General features: G+C 62.1%; 17 protein-coding genes and 1 tRNA gene. 10 read left to right on the top strand and 8 right to left on the bottom strand.

Annotated features, from left to right (window positions below):
- Positions 1–40 precede the first annotated feature (40 nt).
- Together J2Y41_RS01845 and J2Y41_RS01840 are read right to left on the bottom strand one after the other, a co-directional pair.
- Complete coding sequence (locus tag J2Y41_RS01845; RefSeq protein WP_309925676.1) at positions 41–946, bottom strand: hypothetical protein; 906 nt, start codon at positions 944–946, stop codon at positions 41–43.
- 132 nt (positions 947–1,078) lie between these two features.
- Positions 1,079–2,755, bottom strand: a complete 1,677-nt coding sequence (locus J2Y41_RS01840; RefSeq protein ID WP_309925673.1) for an AMP-binding protein — start codon at positions 2,753–2,755, stop codon at positions 1,079–1,081.
- Positions 2,756–2,838: 83 nt separating this feature from the next.
- Between J2Y41_RS01840 and J2Y41_RS01835 the strand changes: the two genes are divergently transcribed.
- Positions 2,839–3,117, top strand: a complete 279-nt coding sequence (locus J2Y41_RS01835; RefSeq protein ID WP_224088414.1) for a putative quinol monooxygenase — start codon at positions 2,839–2,841, stop codon at positions 3,115–3,117.
- Between the two features lie 114 nt (positions 3,118–3,231).
- On the opposite strand, the gene J2Y41_RS01830 is transcribed toward J2Y41_RS01835, so the two are convergent.
- A complete protein-coding gene (locus J2Y41_RS01830) occupies positions 3,232–3,609 on the bottom strand; it encodes a co-chaperone YbbN (protein ID WP_224088415.1) in 378 nt (125 codons plus the stop codon).
- A gap of 81 nt (positions 3,610–3,690) precedes the next feature.
- Positions 3,691–5,463 (bottom strand): GDSL-type esterase/lipase family protein, encoded by a 1,773-nt coding sequence (locus J2Y41_RS01825; RefSeq protein ID WP_309925667.1) that lies wholly within the window; start codon positions 5,461–5,463, stop codon positions 3,691–3,693.
- A 268-nt stretch (positions 5,464–5,731) separates the two neighbouring features.
- Between J2Y41_RS01825 and J2Y41_RS01820 the strand changes: the two genes are divergently transcribed.
- Genes J2Y41_RS01820 through J2Y41_RS01810 form a run of 3 tightly spaced genes read left to right on the top strand, consistent with a single transcriptional unit; the run spans position 5,732 to position 8,203 of the window.
- Positions 5,732–6,409, top strand: coding sequence for a TetR family transcriptional regulator (locus J2Y41_RS01820; RefSeq protein WP_309925665.1), 678 nt, complete (start codon positions 5,732–5,734; stop codon positions 6,407–6,409).
- The gene (locus tag J2Y41_RS01815; RefSeq protein ID WP_309925663.1) at positions 6,406–7,410 is read left to right on the top strand and encodes an ABC transporter ATP-binding protein; all 1,005 of its coding nucleotides are present in this window, start codon (positions 6,406–6,408) and stop codon (positions 7,408–7,410) included. Before J2Y41_RS01820 ends, J2Y41_RS01815 begins: the two co-directional genes overlap by 4 nt.
- On the top strand, positions 7,403–8,203 hold the full coding sequence (locus J2Y41_RS01810; RefSeq protein WP_224088420.1) for an ABC transporter permease subunit: 801 nt from the start codon (positions 7,403–7,405) through the stop codon (positions 8,201–8,203). Before J2Y41_RS01815 ends, J2Y41_RS01810 begins: the two co-directional genes overlap by 8 nt.
- 6 nt (positions 8,204–8,209) lie before the next feature.
- On the opposite strand, the gene J2Y41_RS01805 is transcribed toward J2Y41_RS01810, so the two are convergent.
- Positions 8,210–8,755: a thioesterase family protein gene (locus J2Y41_RS01805; RefSeq protein WP_224088421.1), complete on the bottom strand. Its 546-nt coding sequence runs from the start codon at positions 8,753–8,755 to the stop codon at positions 8,210–8,212.
- 185 nt (positions 8,756–8,940) lie between these two features.
- Here J2Y41_RS01805 and J2Y41_RS01800 point away from each other — a divergent pair, with 185 nt between their 5' ends.
- A complete protein-coding gene (locus tag J2Y41_RS01800) occupies positions 8,941–9,159 on the top strand; it encodes a hypothetical protein (RefSeq protein ID WP_224088422.1) in 219 nt (72 codons plus the stop codon).
- A gap of 46 nt (positions 9,160–9,205) precedes the next feature.
- Positions 9,206–9,979 carry an ion channel gene (locus tag J2Y41_RS01795; protein WP_309925660.1) on the top strand — a complete coding sequence of 258 codons (774 nt, stop codon included), beginning with the start codon at positions 9,206–9,208 and terminating at the stop codon, positions 9,977–9,979.
- A gap of 47 nt (positions 9,980–10,026) precedes the next feature.
- Here the strand turns inward: J2Y41_RS01795 and J2Y41_RS01790 are convergent.
- Positions 10,027–10,108 (bottom strand) — tRNA-Tyr (locus tag J2Y41_RS01790).
- Positions 10,109–10,236: 128 nt separating this feature from the next.
- On the bottom strand, positions 10,237–10,503 hold the full coding sequence (locus tag J2Y41_RS01785; protein WP_216925007.1) for a hypothetical protein: 267 nt from the start codon (positions 10,501–10,503) through the stop codon (positions 10,237–10,239).
- A gap of 180 nt (positions 10,504–10,683) precedes the next feature.
- Between J2Y41_RS01785 and J2Y41_RS01780 the strand changes: the two genes are divergently transcribed.
- From J2Y41_RS01780 to efeB, 4 genes are all read left to right on the top strand, one after another.
- The gene (locus J2Y41_RS01780) at positions 10,684–11,175 is read left to right on the top strand and encodes a YajQ family cyclic di-GMP-binding protein (RefSeq protein ID WP_018776783.1); all 492 of its coding nucleotides are present in this window, start codon (positions 10,684–10,686) and stop codon (positions 11,173–11,175) included.
- A 208-nt stretch (positions 11,176–11,383) separates the two neighbouring features.
- Positions 11,384–12,244: an iron uptake transporter permease EfeU gene (efeU, locus tag J2Y41_RS01775; protein WP_309925653.1), complete on the top strand. Its 861-nt coding sequence runs from the start codon at positions 11,384–11,386 to the stop codon at positions 12,242–12,244.
- Positions 12,245–12,396: 152 nt separating this feature from the next.
- Positions 12,397–13,590, top strand: a complete 1,194-nt coding sequence (gene efeO / locus J2Y41_RS01770) for an iron uptake system protein EfeO (RefSeq protein WP_309925651.1) — start codon at positions 12,397–12,399, stop codon at positions 13,588–13,590.
- Positions 13,587–15,041, top strand: a complete 1,455-nt coding sequence (gene efeB / locus J2Y41_RS01765) for an iron uptake transporter deferrochelatase/peroxidase subunit (protein ID WP_396133424.1) — start codon at positions 13,587–13,589, stop codon at positions 15,039–15,041. The genes efeO and efeB overlap by 4 nt, the downstream gene beginning before the upstream one ends.
- A 97-nt stretch (positions 15,042–15,138) precedes the next feature.
- Here the strand turns inward: efeB and htpX are convergent, their stop codons facing one another.
- The gene (gene htpX / locus J2Y41_RS01760) at positions 15,139–16,008 is read right to left on the bottom strand and encodes a zinc metalloprotease HtpX (RefSeq protein WP_309925647.1); all 870 of its coding nucleotides are present in this window, start codon (positions 16,006–16,008) and stop codon (positions 15,139–15,141) included.
- Positions 16,009–16,016: the final 8 nt, after the last annotated feature.

Here is a 16,016-nt window from a genome sequence, read left to right as displayed (position 1 = left end):
GTTTGCTCGTCCAAAGGGCCGTAAATGACCCCGCGTTGGGTCATACCCTCTTGATCCTGGAGATCACCCCGGCGAAGCCTTCGGCAAGGTCGTCTGCATTGACTTTGAAGTAAGACCACCCCGCTCTGAGAAATGCCTCGTCGCGCCGGTTGTCCCGGGACTGCTGTTCACGTGTCAGGTGATGGGCGCCGTCGTACTGCACAGCGATTCGAAACCGCCGGTACCCGAGGTCGGCCCTCGGTGACATCGGATCCAGCAGGTCCAATTGCAGCTGTAGTTCAGGTTCCGGAAGGCCGGCATCCCGCATGGCCAAACGAAGGAATGTTTCTGGATACGAGTCCGCACCCACCCTCATTTCGTCCAGCGCAAGGCGGGCTTTCTCCACACCTTGGAGGTTGGGGTGTTGTCGAATTAACAGCCGAAGACCAGAGGGGTAAGCATAGGGTTCGGACCGTGATTCGAAGGCTGGTCGAGGGCGACGGATCAGCTGATCGCCCATCGCGATCACATAGTTCAGCGGTAGGTCCTTGGCCAAGTCCAGCCAGGTGCGAGGACGAACTGAAACCGGTATTCCCTCGAAATCCATGACTTCACCGGGGTGGACGCGCACTCTGTGGCCCGTCACCCCGCCACGGCGGACCCTCGGGAGGATGTGCGGTTTGCTCAGGTGGATGGCATCTCCCCCGCCCATCCAAGGGGGAAGCCCCAAACCCGTGAGAAGTGCGGCAGTTTCGTGGGAAACCCAGGCCCCGGGTGTTGCGGCGGCCAGAACCCGCGCCCGTTCCAGCAGTTCAATCTCACGTCCCGTTGGCAGATGAATGAGCCGTCCGCCGTCGGAAATGTCCTTTGCCCTGAGCCTTTTAGCTGGGATACCGAGCTCGCGGGACTCGTACGTCGTGAAAGCACGGTACTGGAGTTCGTCGGGCAGAGGGTTGATACGGACCATGCATTCCAGTGTGTCGGTTTGGCCCTGCCCGCACGGAGTTATCCACAGCCCGGATACCGAAGACAGCAACGCGGGGTCACTTAAGGCCCATGAAGGTCGTCAACATGGGCCGTAAGTGACCCCGCGTTGCATCTAGAGGTGCAGGCGGGACACGGCTTCCTGGCGCATATCTATCTTCCGGACCTTGCCCGAGACGGTCATCGGGAAGCTCTCGCGAACATCCACATACCGGGGGATTTTGTAATGCGCCAGTTTGCCACGGCAGTACTCGGCGATGTCCTCTTCCGTGAGCGTCGAGACTCCGGGTTTGAGGATGATGCAAGCCATCAGCTCCTCCCCGTATTTGGCGTCCGGAACACCGATTACCTGCACATCCTGGATGGACGGATGCAGATACAGGAACTCCTCAATCTCCCGGGGATAGATGTTCTCGCCACCACGGATCACCATGTCCTTGATCCGGCCTTCAATCACCAGATACCCGTCCTCGTCCATTCGAGCGAGGTCGCCCGTGTGCATCCAGCCCTCAGCGTCAATGGCTTCGGCCGTCTTGTCCGGCTGGCCCCAGTAGCCCTGCATGACCGCGTAGCCGCGAGTGCACAGTTCTCCGATGATGCCGCGCTCCACCACTTCACCCGTACCCGGATCCACGATCCGGCTCTCAAGGTGCGGCATGGTCGTGCCCACTGTGCTGGTCCGATGCTCCAAAGTGTCCCCCGCCCGGGTCATGGTGGATACCGGCGAAGTCTCAGTCATGCCGTAGCAAATGGCCACGTCCACCATGTGCATCTCATCGATGACCCGGCGCATCACCTCGATGGGACACAGCGACCCCGCCATGACGCCCGTCCTGAGCGTGGAGAGATCGAACGTGGCGAAGTCGGGCAGCGCGAGTTCGGCAATGAACATGGTGGGAACGCCATAAAGCGACGTGCCGCCAAAGTCCTGCACGGCTTCCAACGCCGCGGATGGGTTGAACCCCCTGCTTGGGATGATGGTTGCTGCCCCGAAGCTCAGGGCATTCAGGTTCCCGATCACCATTCCGAAGCAGTGGTAGAACGGGACCGGAATCACAACGCGGTCATGTTCCGTATATCCCAGGAGGCGGCCGATCGAGTGGCCGTTGTTGAGGATGTTGTGGTGCGTAAGGGTGGCACCTTTCGGGAAGCCCGTGGTGCCCGATGTGTATTGAAGGTTGATGGGATCGTGCGGATCCAGTTCGGCCATGCGGTCCCGTAGAGCAGAAGGCCCGACGCCGTCCGCCCGGGTCAGGAGTTGAGCGTACGTCAGTTCGTGGCCGGCCTCGGGAACACCGGCTGAGAGGCCAACAACCGGGTCTCCGGGGAGGAAAACGATCTCCCTGAGTTCGGGGCACGTACCCGCGGTCTCCCTGGCCATGCCCACATAATCGCTGTTCTTGTCGGAGGGCGCGGCCACAAGCATCCGCATGCCGTTCTGCTTGACTACGAACTCCAGCTCGTGCCTGCGGTAAGCCGGGTTGACGTTGACGAGCACGGCCCCGATCTTTGCCGTGGCGTACTGCAGGATGGTCCACTCGGCACAGTTCGGACTCCAGATGCCAATGCGCTCACCCTTCTCAAGGCCCAGGGCGAGGAGCGAGCGGGCGAGGTGATCGACGTCGTCGTTAAGCTTTTCGTAGCTCCAGCGACGGGCGTTGCCGCCGGGTGTGGCAGCTGCTTCGATCAGGGCGTCCCTGAGCGGGAACTGTGCTGCGATGCGTTCAAAATTGGCACCGATGGTCTCTTCAAGCAGCGGGACGTCAGTGTCTCCGGCGGTGTAGGACAACATGACCGAACGCTACCAAGACAGTCCGCGCAACAGAACCGTAAAGTGGACAATCGCTTCCGTGTCCTCCCGGTAGGGTTGGATCCATGAGTGCACCCATCGACCTGCAGGCCACGTTCATCCCCAACGACGGCGAGTTCTTCCGCGTGAAGCTCGCCTTGGAAATCGCGATCGACGAGGTCGTCAACGAGCCCGGCTGCATCCGTTATGAACTGACCGAAGCCACCGAGGAGAAGCTGGTGCTCACAGAGCGCTGGGAGTCTGAAGAGGCCTTGGAGAAGCACTCCAAGGGCATTGCCGTCCAGGACTTGAACGAATCCCTCAGTGCGCTGCTTGCCGAGCCGGTCCAGCTCGAACGGCTCTAGGCTCTACACGTCGCGAAACTGCTGGAAGAACGCGAAAACGCCCGAAACGCATCGAGGTCGCCGGAATTTACCCGGCGACCTCGATGCGTTTCCGGCGATTTCGCCGCGTTTGGTCTAGCTTTCCTGGGCCTCGGCACGTGCCTTGGCCACGTGCGCGTGGACTTCTTCCATGTCCAGGCCCTTCACGGCCTCGATGACCTGCTCCAGCTGCTGGCCGTTGAGGGCACCCGGCTGGGAGAAGACAAGCACTTTCTCGCGGAAGGCCATGAGCGTCGGGATCGACGTAATTCCGGCTTCGGCGGCGAGCTGCTGCTCAGCCTCGGTGTCCACCTTCGCGAAGAACACATCGGGGTGTTTCTCCGAGGCTGCCCCGTAAGTGGGCGCAAACTGGCGGCACGGGCCGCACCAGGCAGCCCAGAAATCCACCAGGACAATGTCATTGCCTTCGATGGTCGATGCGAACTGTTCTCCAGTGATGTCAACTGTAGCCATGTTTCCACGGTACGCGACCCCGCCCGCTAAGTCCCGTGGAGAGGGGCGTTGTTCGCTTCCCGCGTCAACGGGAATAAACGGCTACTTGCCCAAGACGTATTTGAGCGCGGACGCGTAGAACGGGGCCACCTTGTTGTGCCCGGTCTGGTTCATGTGCACATCATCCAGGTAGTTCCAGGTAGCCCCGGCGATAGTTGCTGTGCCCGCCATCGAGATGCGGGGCCAGCCCCGGAGAGCGGCTTCGCGGGTCAAGAGCCCGTCCACCCATCGACGTTGGAAATGGCTGGCGTCATAGCGGGAGAGAACACCAGTGACAAGGATCGTACTGCGGGGATATTTGCGGCGCAGTTCATCCCACAACCGGTTGGCCTGGGACAGGATTGCGGCATCGGTGGCAAAAATCCGGGCGTCGTTTCCGCCAAGAGTCACCACCACCAGACCTGGGTTCCCTTGGGGCAAAAGGATCCTGTCCAGCACCACGGCATCCGTCGCTGAGTTGCCACCAACCGCGGGGCTCCCCGAAACGTATCCCATCCCACCGATGCTCCGGACCACCTGGCGGGTATAGCCAGCGGCCCGGGCACCCTGTTCGCCCCATGAATCCAGGTCCAACTGGGAGTCGCCAAGGAACACCACAGTGGAGGCGTCTACTGTTTCGGCTGAATACAGCTCCTGCGTGGAATCGTTCCAGATGGTTTCCAGCTTTTGGAAGGCGACGTGCGAGCCCCTTGCATCTGTCCAGGTGTCACGCAACGGCCAACCGAACTCACCCGGGTTGATGGACCACACTTTGTATGTGGAGTGCCCCACAATCCGCGCTCCAGTGGCCGGCCCCCAGACGAGCCAGCCGTTGACGAACTGCTGCACCAGGCCCCCGGCCCGCGGAAGTTTGTCCGTGAGCGGCAAACCCAATTGACCGGCAGCTCCGCCCAGGGCCACATAGCGGTTGTGGACATCGCCGTGCGTGGTGGAATGCGCACCCGTTGCCGCCGACCAATAGACCGTGCCGCCCTGGAAGAGTTGGTAGACGAAGTCGTTTTGCCGGTTTTCCTCGCCGACCGGATATCCCAGGGCACCGTTCTGGCCGCCAGTCGCGGACCAGTAGCTCCTGATGGCTCCCGTCAGGGCCCTCGCGCCGGTCGAGGGCGACCAGATGATGGTTCCGTGCTGGTACTGCTGTGACGAGCCACCATTGCGCAGTCCCGTCGCTTCATCCGTGATGGGGTAGCCAAACCCGCCGCTTTCCAGCCCGGATTGGCGCCAGCGTTCACGGATGGCGCCCATGGAGGGATGTGCCCCCGTCGCCGGCGACCATACAACAAAGCCGTGTTCGAAGACCTGGTAGGCACCGCCGTCGGGTAGTCCGGTGCGTTCGTTTCCGGCCGGGTACCCAAGGAAACCTGCCTCAAAACCCGCTCTCCCCCATGCCAAGTGGATGGATCCCGTTGTGCGTTGGGCACCCGTTGCCGGGGAGAAACTGATCGCTCCGCGTTCGAAGATTTGCTTGGAACCTCCATTGCGCAAGCCGCTTGCAGTGTCTGTTGTGGGATAGCCGTGATAGCCGGCAGGACCGTTGGCCTCCCACCATGCGGTGCGCACTGGTCCATCGACCACTACGCGCGCCCCCGTGCGGGGCGACCACGCGATATCGCCGCCGACAAAGCGTTGCACGCAGCCTGTGCTTGAGCATTCCTCCGCTGCCGTGGGGCGGATCAGCACGCTGCGGGCCCAGGTGCTGGTGCTGTAAAGCTGGCCGATGGCGCCTGTGACGGGAGGCGTGGTGGCCTGAACCTGGATGCTCCCCGATGGCGCGGCTTGCACGGGTAGAGCGGTTCCGAGCAGGCCCAGGGTCACCAGCAGCGCCGCAAATGACCCGGCAATTTTGCTTCTCTTCGACGATGAAGCCGACCCTGTACAACCCACTTCTCTACCCCTGCATCTTCGGGCGCCCAGGCGCCGTCACTGCTCCCCCACGAAGACAGTCAAGCCAGTATGTTCGACGGCGGCAGTTGAGGCAGCGGCGACGCAGCGTTTGGTGTCACATCGTTATGTTCCAGGCAGCCGCGATCCTTTCAATCCCAGCCTCTTGATACGGATTGAACAGGTGTTTAGTGTATTAAACATGCGTTTAACCGCAGAAGATCTGACCACCCGGGCTCGCATTCGCGATGCCGCTATTGGACTGTTCGGCCGTGATGGTTTCGGTCCTGCCACCGTCCGGGCGGTGGCCTCTGCGGCGGGTGTGAGCCCGGGCTTGGTGATCCACCACTTCGGCAGTAAGGCCGGTCTGCGCGAAGCTTGCGACCAGCACGTCCTCGCGCAGACCGCCAGCCAGGGCAAGGAGAAAACCGACCCTGCCGCGGCCCGTCAATTGATCCAGGACTACCTCAACCACCCGGACCAGTACGCGGATGAGATCGCCTACATTCGCCGCTCCCTGGGCGACGAGTCCGAGGCCGGCGACGCATTCTTCGACGCCGTGGTGCGCCAGACGCAGGACATTATCGAGGCCGGCATCGCGGCCGGCACCATCCGCGAATTCAACGACGTCCGGTCCACCGCCGTCGTTATTGCATCCAACAGCCTCGCGATGCTCATGCTCGGCAGGCACCTCTCACGGGCGCTGGGAGCGGACGTAACGGAACCGCACGGCATAGGACCGGAACTGCTGCGGCAACTGACCATCCCGGCGCTGGACATCTACACCAACGGCTTCTATGCGGATTCGCGGTTCCTGGAAGCGGCCCGCGACGCCCTGCAACAAGACGCCAACAACCAAGGAAGGGAGCATGCCCTGTGACCCAGGCAATCGTCGTCGAAGGGTTGCGCAAGAAATTCGGCCAGCGCGAGGTCCTCCACGGACTCGATTTCGCCGTTGAACCGGGAACGGTCTTCGGCGTTATTGGACCGAATGGAGCGGGCAAGACCACCACCATGCGCTGCCTTCTGGACATCATCCGGCCAAGCGCGGGAACGATTTCAGTGTTGGGGCAGGATCCACGTCGCGCCGGAACCGGGCTGCGCCGCAGGATCGGTTACCTCCCTGGGGAACTCCACTTGGAGAACCGAACCACGGGCCGGCGCATGCTTGAACACTTCGCGGCCATCAGCGGCCCGGTAGAGCCAAAATATGTCAACGAGTTGGCAGAGCGGCTGGATCTGGATTTGGACCGGCAAACCCGAAAGCTCTCCAAAGGGAACAAACAGAAGCTCGGCCTCCTGCAGGCGTTCATGCACCGCCCCGAACTCCTGGTGCTCGATGAACCAACCAGCGGCCTGGATCCCCTGGTCCAACAGGAGTTCCATGCACTCATCCGCGAAGTGGTTGACGACGGCGCAACGGTCTTCCTCAGCTCTCACGTACTGAGCGAGGTCCAGCAGGCCGCCGACGCCGTAGCCATACTCCGCGACGGCGGCATCGTAACGATCTCCACTGTTGAGGCCTTGAGGAACGCGGCCGTACGGCAGTTGCGGTTCAACGCGGCCGGCGCAGAAAAGAACGACCTCGGCGCGCTGCTTGCGCGGGTGCCGGGCGTCGCCAATGTTGTGCTGCGGGAGCTTCCTGGTGACGGCGCAGCGGAAGCCGCGATCGAAGCAACGGCGACACTTTCGGGTCAGGTCCAGCCACTGGTGCAGGAACTGGCCCGGCTGAACCTCAAAGACCTCGTCTTGGAGGAGCCGGATTTGGAGGAAGCCGTTCTGACTCTCTACACGGGGAACTATGCGGGGACGGGGCATTACGTCGGCAACGGAAACGGACACAAATCCGTGAGCCACACGGAAGGAGCACACCATGCCTAAGTTCCTCCCTCTCTTCACCAAGGCCCTCACTGATTCGTGGCGGTCCACTCTCGCGTGGGCCCTGGGGCTGACGGCTGCGATCATGCTGTACCTGCCCCTCTATCCGTCCATCGGGGGCAGCGCGCAAATGCAGCAAATGATCGACGCACTCCCCCAGGAGATGACCAAGGCCCTGAACTATGACCAGATAGCCACTGGACCTGGCTACACACAGGCCACCCTGTTCGGTCTGATCGGTTTCCTGCTGATGTCCATGGCATCCGTTGGCTGGGGCGCGGCTGCGGTGGGCGCGGACGAGGAGTCTGGGCTCCTGGAATTGACCTTGGCCCATAGCGTGACCCGGATCCAGGTGGTCCTTGAACGCGCCCTGGCCCTCGTGGTGCGCGTCGCGATCCTTTCGGCCGTGGTCTTCCTGTTGGTGCTCGTGCTGAACGGGCCCTCGAAACTGGATATCGACGTCGGGCATCTCTTCGGCGCGGTAGTGCTGTTTGCCGCTTTGGCATTGCTGAGCGGAACAGCGGCGCTGTGCGTAGGTGCGCTGACGGGACGGAAGGTTTATGCGATTGCCGCGGGTGCCGCCGTCGCCGTCCTCGGTTATGTCTTCAACGCGGTTGGGAGGCAAAGCCCCGACGTCGACTGGCTGCTGAACCTTTCGCCTTACCACTGGGCGTACGGCAATTCACCCGTGACGAACGGCGCTGATTGGGGAGCCGCAGCGGGCTTGCTTGGCATCTCTGCGGCGCTTATCGTCCTGGGCGCGGTTGCACTCCAGCGGCGGGACGTCGGTGTTTGAGTTCCCCTATGCCCACACATGCGGAGCTGGCCGGCGCGCCCCTGGGAGCGCATTGTTTTCCCGCCACTCATGGATCCACTCCGGCAATTCCAGATCAGCCGGTGGCGCACCGAACTCAGCAATAATCTCTTCCTGCGTCACCGGCTTCCCTTTATTCACCAGGCGGGTTGCGATGTGGGCGCGGGCGTAGATCTCTCCGTCCACCACCATGCGCTGCTCAAAGTAGATGGCTTTGGTGTCCAGTCCAATGATGCGCGTTTCGATGGAGTAGCGCTGCCACAGTTGCAATGACTTGCGGAAAGCGATGGTCTCTCCCGCTGCAACGGGACTCCAGCCGCGCCTGCGCATCTTTCTCCAAATACCGCTCCGAACCATGAGGTCGAAACGGCCAAGGTCCATCAAGGAGAAATACATACCGTTGTTCACGTGCATCGCGATGTCGATGTCCGTCGGCAAAACACGCAGAGGCAATGAGGACGTTTCCCAAGCACCCAAGGGCGAACGCCTGGATGAAGTGAACAGCAGCATGAGGGTGCGAAGAAGCAAATGCATGCAAGCAATGTTACCCGCGAGTAACTTCTGGGGGAAGGCCGGCCGCATGGTGGACACAGTCCCAATGCTGCGTTAGTACATCCAACGCTTTATGTCCAACGATTGCACAAACGTTTACCGCCAGTTCATCCATCCCGTGCACAATATCTGAAACCCGGAAACACCAACCCACCAGGGAGATCCCTTTGAGCACTCTGACTACCAAGCCGCACGCGGACGTCTGGCCCGACCTCGCACGGCACCAGGACGTGGTACTCCGGGACGCCCGGGGCAACCGCATCGAAGGAACCATCGACGGCATGACCGATGACCGCAGCACACTCTGGGTGCAGCTCAAGGGCGGTTTGGGCCGGCAACTGGTTCACCACATGGACGGATACTGGCTGGAGACTCCCACCGTCTGACCCGTTTCCCAGTGGCGCGCATTGGTGCTGTGGCTAGGATTCCCGTATGACTCAAGCGCGATACCGGGACCTCGTCGAATGGCCCCTCATGGCGACGGCACTGATTTTCCTCGCCGCATATGCCTGGCAGGTCATAGGACGCGTGGACGGCGCGGCCGGCCTTCCCTTCGAAATAATCCTCTGGATTACCTGGGGGATCTTCGCGCTGGACTACTTCGCCAACCTTTGGCTGGCCGAGGATCGAAGGCGATGGTTCATCTGGAACCTGCATGAACTCCTCATCGTGGTGCTCCCCTTCTTTCGGCCGCTCCGGCTCCTTCGACTGGTCACGCTCCTATCCGTACTGCAACGCACAGTAGGGGAAACCCTGCGCGGACGCGTGGCCACATACGTTGCCGGCTCGGCCGCCATGTTGGTGCTCATCGGCGCCCTGGCAGTGCTTGATGTGGAGCAGAATGCGCCGGACGCCAAGATCCTGACGTTCGGCGACGCTGCATGGTGGGCCATCACCACCATCACCACAGTTGGCTACGGAGACCTCTACCCCGTCACCCCCATCGGCAGGGTCGTGGCGGCAGCGCTCATGATGAGCGGGATTGCCGTCCTGGGTATCGTGACGGCCTCCATTGCCTCGTGGCTGGTGCAACGAATCGAGGAAAACGCGGAGGATGTCGCGGCGGCCGCGGAAACCAAAGCGGCAGCCGCCGAAGAACCGGTCCGCGCTGAATTGGCAGACCTTGTCACTGAAATTGCAGCGCTAAGGCGTGAGATCGCGGAGCTTCGGAAGAGCGCAGAACTTCGGAAGAGCACAGAGCCATAGCGCAAAAAAATCCCCGGAACCTGATGGTTCCGGGGATTTCCCTTGGGTGGCAGATGAGGGATTCGAACCCCCGTAGGCGTTGCCAGCTGATTTACAGTCAGCCCCCTTTGGCCGCTCGGGTAATCTGCCGAACTTCAAAAGAAGATCACTTCCGGAGACCGTTTCTTTTCGATCCGGTAACCGAAGGCAGAGACAACCTTACAGAACTTCCGGCCAAGAATCTAATCGAGAGCGGACACGCCGGAATGGCCTGTATTTCAGGCTTCTCCGAGGATCCGGCCAGCCAGTTTCGCTTCAAACTTTTCTGCTTGCTCAGCCGTGATTTGGTTGAGTTCCACCGCGCGCTGCAAATCCGCATGAACGCCGTCCATCCGCGAGGCCGCATCCGGCACCGGGCTCAGGACGATCGACGCCGCCACGGTCACCGCTGCCACCGCACTCGCCGCGGCTGCCGCTGCCGTACCGATCGAACCGGCTGCCGCCGATGCGGACTTCGTGACGTAGTGGACGGCTTTGTGGCTCATGCTTACCTCCGGGGATGGGCTCTTCCAACTGGTACAACTCTCAAAGATCCACCTCGGTTCCAACCAAGCATGTGCTGTGAGCGAACTGTGAAAGTTATCCACGGCCCCATCCCGCGCCTTCCGTACTAGGCTGGATGGCAGACAAACCGCCCTTACCGGGCCCCCAACCTAAGGAGAGTCATGGCAGGCGAATCAACATTCGACGTCGTCAGCAAGGTAGACAAGCAAGAGGTCGCCAACGCGCTCAACCAATCCCAGAAGGAAATCGCGCAGCGCTACGACTTCAAGGGAGTCGGCGCGGAAATTGACTTCAGCGGCGAAAAGATCCTAATGAAAGCCAACTCGGAGGATCGCGTCCTCGCCGTCCTGGACGTCTTCCAGTCCAAGCTCATCAAGCGTGGCATCTCCCTGAAGTCCCTGGACCAGGGCGAGCCCTACCCCTCCGGCAAGGAATTCCGGCTGGAGTGCACCATCAAGGAGGGCATCGCACAGGACATCGCCAAGAAGATCAACAAGATCATCCGCGACGAAGCGCCCAAGTCCGTCAAGTCCCAGATCCAGGGCGACGAGCTTCGTGTCACCTCCAAGTCCCGCGATGACCTGCAGGAAACCATGAACATCCTCAAGAAGTTCGAAGAGGCAGACCTGCAGTTCGTGAACTTCCGCAGCTAGGCTGCGGACGCTGCACCGCCAGCGTCATAAAAGCCGGGGTCCGGCGCCGCTCAGGGCGCTGGATCCCGGTTTTTTGTGGCATGACTACATCGATTGTCGTAATGACAGGGGACATTAGGGCACAAACTTTTTGCGTAATCGTACTGCGGCAGTATTCTTCATCATTAGGCAAGCCTAAGTATGGCTCCCCTGAGTGAAAGAAACGCACATGACCGCCAACTTCCTGATAGGCCTGCGTGAAGGCCTCGAGGCCTCGCTCATCGTGGTCCTCCTGATGGCCTACCTCATCAAGAGCGGCAGGCAGTCGCTGCTCCCCCGGCTCTGGGCCGGCGTCGGGCTGGCCATTGCCATCTCCCTCGGTTTCGGCGCTCTTCTCACGTTCGGCCCACGGGGCCTCACCTTCGAGGCCCAGGAAGCGATCGGCGGAGGGCTGTCCATTGTTGCCGTCGGCCTCGTAACCTGGATGGTCTTCTGGATGGCGCGCACCGCCCGCAGCCTCGGCAGCGACCTCAGGTCCCACGTGGATAAAGCAGCCGACGGCGCCGCATGGGGCCTCGTGCTTGTTGCGGCACTGGCCGTGGGCCGGGAAGGACTTGAAACGGCGCTCTTCATTTGGGCGGCGGCGCAAGCCACCGGCGAAACCACGTTCCCCCTCCTCGGCGCCCTGCTTGGACTCCTGACGGCTGCCGGCCTCGGATACCTGCTTCACCGCGGCGTCCTCAAAGTCAACCTGGGCCGCTTCTTCACCTGGACTGGAGTGGGACTCATCGTCATTGCCGGCGGCGTCCTTGCTTATGGCATCCACGATCTCCAGGAAGCCGGCATCCTTCCCGGCCTGCATAGCCTGGCCTTCGACCTCTCAGCTGCGGTTCCGCCGTCGTCGTGGTACGGAACATTGCTGAAGGGCACACTGAACTTCTCCCCGGCCACCACGTGGCTGGAAGCAGCAGCATGGCTGCTTTACGTCATCCCGGTCCTGTTCCTGTACATCCGGGCCAACCGTTCCCATCCTCCGGCGGCGGCAGCGAAGACGACGGCCGCGAAGCCCGCAGTCGCCGTCCAGCAATAAGTACCGTTCAGCAGTAACTACGGTTCAGCAGTAAACACTGTTCAGCAGTAATCACTGTTCAGCCGTAAACACTGTTCAGCCGTAACATCCCGCACCCCCAACCCGCGCGCAGGCCTCGCACCCCGCGCGTTCCCACAACCCAAAGGACCCCCATGCTTGGCACGTTCCTGGCCCCCTCCACTTCCCCGAAGCTTCGCAGGACCCTCACCGTCATCGGTGTGGCTGCGGCCGTCCCCATGGTTCTGGTGGGCTGCACTGACAATACAAAAACCACGGCGGCCACAGATGGGCCGATCCAGGTCAGCAGCACCGCGAATGAATGCAAGGTCTCCACAGGTACTGCCCCCAGCGGCAACCTGACGTTTGCCGTGAAGAACGAAGGCACCGAGGTCACCGAGTTCTACCTGCTGGCCGAGGACGGTTTGCGGATCATCGGCGAAGTGGAAAACATCGGGCCTGGAATTACCCGGAACCTGGTGGTCACCGCTCCTGCAGGCAAGTACAACACCGCCTGCAAGCCGGGTATGCAGGGCGATGGAATCCGGGCTTCGTTTGAGGTCACAGAGTCCGGAAACAAGCCGAGCGCGGACGCCGATTTCCAAAAACTTCTTGAGACCGGCTCCCAGCAGTATGCCGCCTACGTCAAGGACCAAACGGAGCAACTCGTCACGGGCACCAAGGCCTTTGCAGATGCCTTCGCAGCCGGCGATGCCGCAAAGGCCCGTGAACTGTATGCCGCAACCCGCATGCACTGGGAGCGGATCGAGCCCGTTGCAGAATCGTTTGGCGATCTCGATCCCAAGCTTGATGCACGCGAGGCCGATCTCGAGCCCGGCCAGGAATGGACCGGATGGCACCGCGCAGAGAAGGACTTGTTCCCGCCTGCGGACTACACCGCCATGACCCCGGCCGAACGTAGCGCGATATCGACCCAGCTGGTTGCAGATACTGCAGACCTCGCAACGCGTACCCGCACAGTGGAGTTGACGGCAGACAAGCTGGGCAACGGCGCCAAGGAGCTCCTCGATGAGGTTGCCACGGGTAAGGTGACGGGCGAGGAAGAGATCTGGTCGCACACCGACCTCTGGGATTTCCAGGCCAACGTGGACGGCGCCCGCATCGCTTTCGAGAGCCTGAAGCCGGCCCTGGAGCAAAAAGACGCCGAGCTCGCCAAGTCCTTGGACGAGAAGTTCGCAGCCCTCCAGGCCGAGCTCAAGAAGCACGCCAAGGGCGATGGCTTCTCCTACTACAACGAGCTGAGCCAGGATCAGATCCAGCAGCTCGCCGCCTTGGTCGATTCCTTGGGCGAGCCACTGTCCAAGCTCACCTCGGCTGTCGTGCTGTGACCGGCTGCCCCTACGGGCACACCGGCGAAGCCCCGGAGGCTCCAGGTGCCGGACAGCCATTGAATGTGAATCGTAGTGAGGCTGACGCTTCAGCCCGCGCCGGCGAGGCGACCGGCGTCGAACGCTCCACGGGGACGTCCGACGGCGGTGCGCCGGCAACCGCCGGCACCTCCCGGCTGTCCCGCCGTGGCCTTCTTTCCCTTGCCGGAGTGGGCGGCGCTGGCGCAGTCGCTGGCCTCGCCGCAGGTTTCCTGGGCCACGACCTGGTCACGGCCGGTGCTGCATCGGCTGCGGAATCCGACGCAGGGGATGCTGTTGTTCCCTTCTTCGGCGAGCATCAGGCCGGCATCACCACCCCGGCCCAGGACCGCCTTCACATGGCTGCGTTCGATGTCACCACGGAGGACCGGAAAGAGCTGATCAAGCTCCTGAAGGATTGGACTGCTGCGGCTGAGGCTATGACAGCGGGCCGCACGACGGGTGCGACCGGCGCCGTCGACGGCCCTTACGAAGCCCCGCCGGAAGACACCGGTGAGGCGCTGGACCTGGCCGCCGCGAAATTGACGTTGACCTTCGGTTTCGGCGCAGGGCTGTTCGAGAAGAACGGCTGGGTGCGCTTCGGTTTGGATGGTCGCCGGCCCGAAGCCTTGATCGACCTCCCGCATTTCCCCGGTGATGACCTTCAACCTGGCCGCACCGGAGGCGACATCGTGGTCCAGGCTTGCGCCGACGACCCCCAGGTAGCCGTTCACGCCATCCGCAACCTTGCGCGCATCGGTTTCGGAAAGGTGCGTGTCCGCTGGTCCCAATTGGGCTTTGGCCGTACGTCGTCCACGTCCCGTGCGCAGGTGACGCCCCGCAACCTCTTTGGGTTCAAGGACGGTACCAACAACCTCAAGGTTGAGGACAAAGCCCTCCTCGATGAACATGTCTGGGTAGGTTCCCCGGCTTCGCCGAGTGAAGAGTGGATGAGGGGCGGCAGCTACCTTGTGGCGCGCAGGATCCAGATGCACATCGAGATCTGGGACCGGACGTCCCTGCGTGAACAGGAAGGCCTGATAGGGCGGACGAAGGGCGTGGGGGCGCCGTTGTCCGGTGGCGAAGAGTTCACGGCGCCCGATTTCAAGCTCGCGGGCCGCAACGGTGACCCGCTCATTCCCTTGGACTCGCACGTCCGCCTGGCCCACCCCGACCAGAACGGGGGTGTGCGGATGCTTCGCCGCGGCTACAACTTCACCGACGGCTCAGACGGACTCGGGCATCTGGACGCGGGGCTGTTCTTCATCGCGTTCGTCAAGGATCCGCGGACCCACTACGTTCCGATGCAGCTGGCTCTGGCCAAGGGCGATACGTTGTCCGTGGAATACCTGAAGCACACGGGCTCCGGCCTTTTTGCCGTGCCTCCGGGGATCCAGCAGGGCGGCTTCATCGGTGAAGGACTTTTCGCTTAGGCTGATTTCTCTATTACGTCGTGAACCCGCTATTCCGTTGTTGGCCGACCACGGAATAGCGGGTTCACGACGTTTTAGCCCTGGGAAAGCCGCGTCCTTAGGAAAGCGGCCGCCCAGCCATCCGCTCAAGCCTGGTGATGCGCTCCTTCATGGGCGGGTGCGTGGAGAACAAACGCCGCATGCCACCGCCACGGAACGGATTGGCGATCATGAGGTGCGAGGCATTCACGAGCCGCTGATCCTGTGGGAGCGGAAGCTGGGAGACGCCCGATTCGATCTTGCGCAGCGCCGAGGCGAGCGCCAGTGGGTCGCCGGTCAGCTCGGCACCGTCCTCGTCGGCGTCGTACTCCCGGGTGCGGGAGATCGCCATCTGAATGAGTGAGGCCGCGAACGGCGCCAGCAGCGCCATGGCGATCATCGCGAGCGGGTTGGCATTGCGCCGGTCCCCGCCACCGAAGAACAACAGCATCTGCCCCACGGACGTGATCACGCCCGCCACGGCAGCCGCCACGGACGACGTCAGGATGTCCCGGTTGTACACGTGCATGAGCTCGTGCCCCAGGACACCCCGAAGTTCGCGGGCATCAAGGACATGCAGGATTCCCTCGGTGCAGCAGACAGCGGCGTTCTTGGGACTGCGCCCGGTAGCGAAAGCGTTCGGCGTCATGGTGGGCGAGAGGTAAATCCGCGGCATGGGCTTGTTGGCCCGCACGGAAAGCTCCCGGACAATCTGGTACAGCTGCGGGGCTTGCGCTTCGCTGACCGGATAGGCCGCCATGGAGCGGATGGCGATCTTGTCGCTGTTCCAGTATCCGTACGCGGTAGTGGCTACCCCGATCAGGGCAAAGATCCAGATGGGGGTGGTGCTCCGCGTACCGGCTCCGATAATGGCGCCCAAACCCAACAACACCGCCCACAGCACACCGAAAAGCGCCGCGGTCTTGAGTCCATTGTTGTGTTTGTGCACGGTTCTTC

The organism is Arthrobacter sp. 1088 (assembly GCF_031455315.1).
In the GTDB taxonomy this organism is placed as follows: domain Bacteria; phylum Actinomycetota; class Actinomycetes; order Actinomycetales; family Micrococcaceae; genus Arthrobacter.
This window is presented reverse-complemented; position numbering and strand designations above follow the sequence as displayed.

Excerpts from the sequence above, each read along its gene's own strand:
- J2Y41_RS01810 (WP_224088420.1), top strand. The coding sequence starts at position 7,403 with ATGCCTAAGTTCCTCCCTCTCTTCACCAAGGCCCTCACTGATTCGTGG.
- efeU (WP_309925653.1), top strand. The coding sequence starts at position 11,384 with ATGACCGCCAACTTCCTGATAGGCCTGCGTGAAGGCCTCGAGGCCTCG.
- J2Y41_RS01780 (WP_018776783.1), top strand. The coding sequence starts at position 10,684 with ATGGCAGGCGAATCAACATTCGACGTCGTCAGCAAGGTAGACAAGCAA.
- J2Y41_RS01805 (WP_224088421.1), bottom strand. The coding sequence starts at position 8,755 with ATGCATTTGCTTCTTCGCACCCTCATGCTGCTGTTCACTTCATCCAGG.
- J2Y41_RS01840 (WP_309925673.1), bottom strand. The coding sequence starts at position 2,755 with ATGTTGTCCTACACCGCCGGAGACACTGACGTCCCGCTGCTTGAAGAG.
- J2Y41_RS01835 (WP_224088414.1), top strand. The coding sequence starts at position 2,839 with ATGAGTGCACCCATCGACCTGCAGGCCACGTTCATCCCCAACGACGGC.
- J2Y41_RS01830 (WP_224088415.1), bottom strand. The coding sequence starts at position 3,609 with ATGGCTACAGTTGACATCACTGGAGAACAGTTCGCATCGACCATCGAA.
- J2Y41_RS01795 (WP_309925660.1), top strand. The coding sequence starts at position 9,206 with ATGACTCAAGCGCGATACCGGGACCTCGTCGAATGGCCCCTCATGGCG.
- J2Y41_RS01845 (WP_309925676.1), bottom strand. The coding sequence starts at position 946 with ATGGTCCGTATCAACCCTCTGCCCGACGAACTCCAGTACCGTGCTTTC.
- efeO (WP_309925651.1), top strand. The coding sequence starts at position 12,397 with ATGCTTGGCACGTTCCTGGCCCCCTCCACTTCCCCGAAGCTTCGCAGG.
- J2Y41_RS01820 (WP_309925665.1), top strand. The coding sequence starts at position 5,732 with ATGCGTTTAACCGCAGAAGATCTGACCACCCGGGCTCGCATTCGCGAT.
- J2Y41_RS01785 (WP_216925007.1), bottom strand. The coding sequence starts at position 10,503 with ATGAGCCACAAAGCCGTCCACTACGTCACGAAGTCCGCATCGGCGGCA.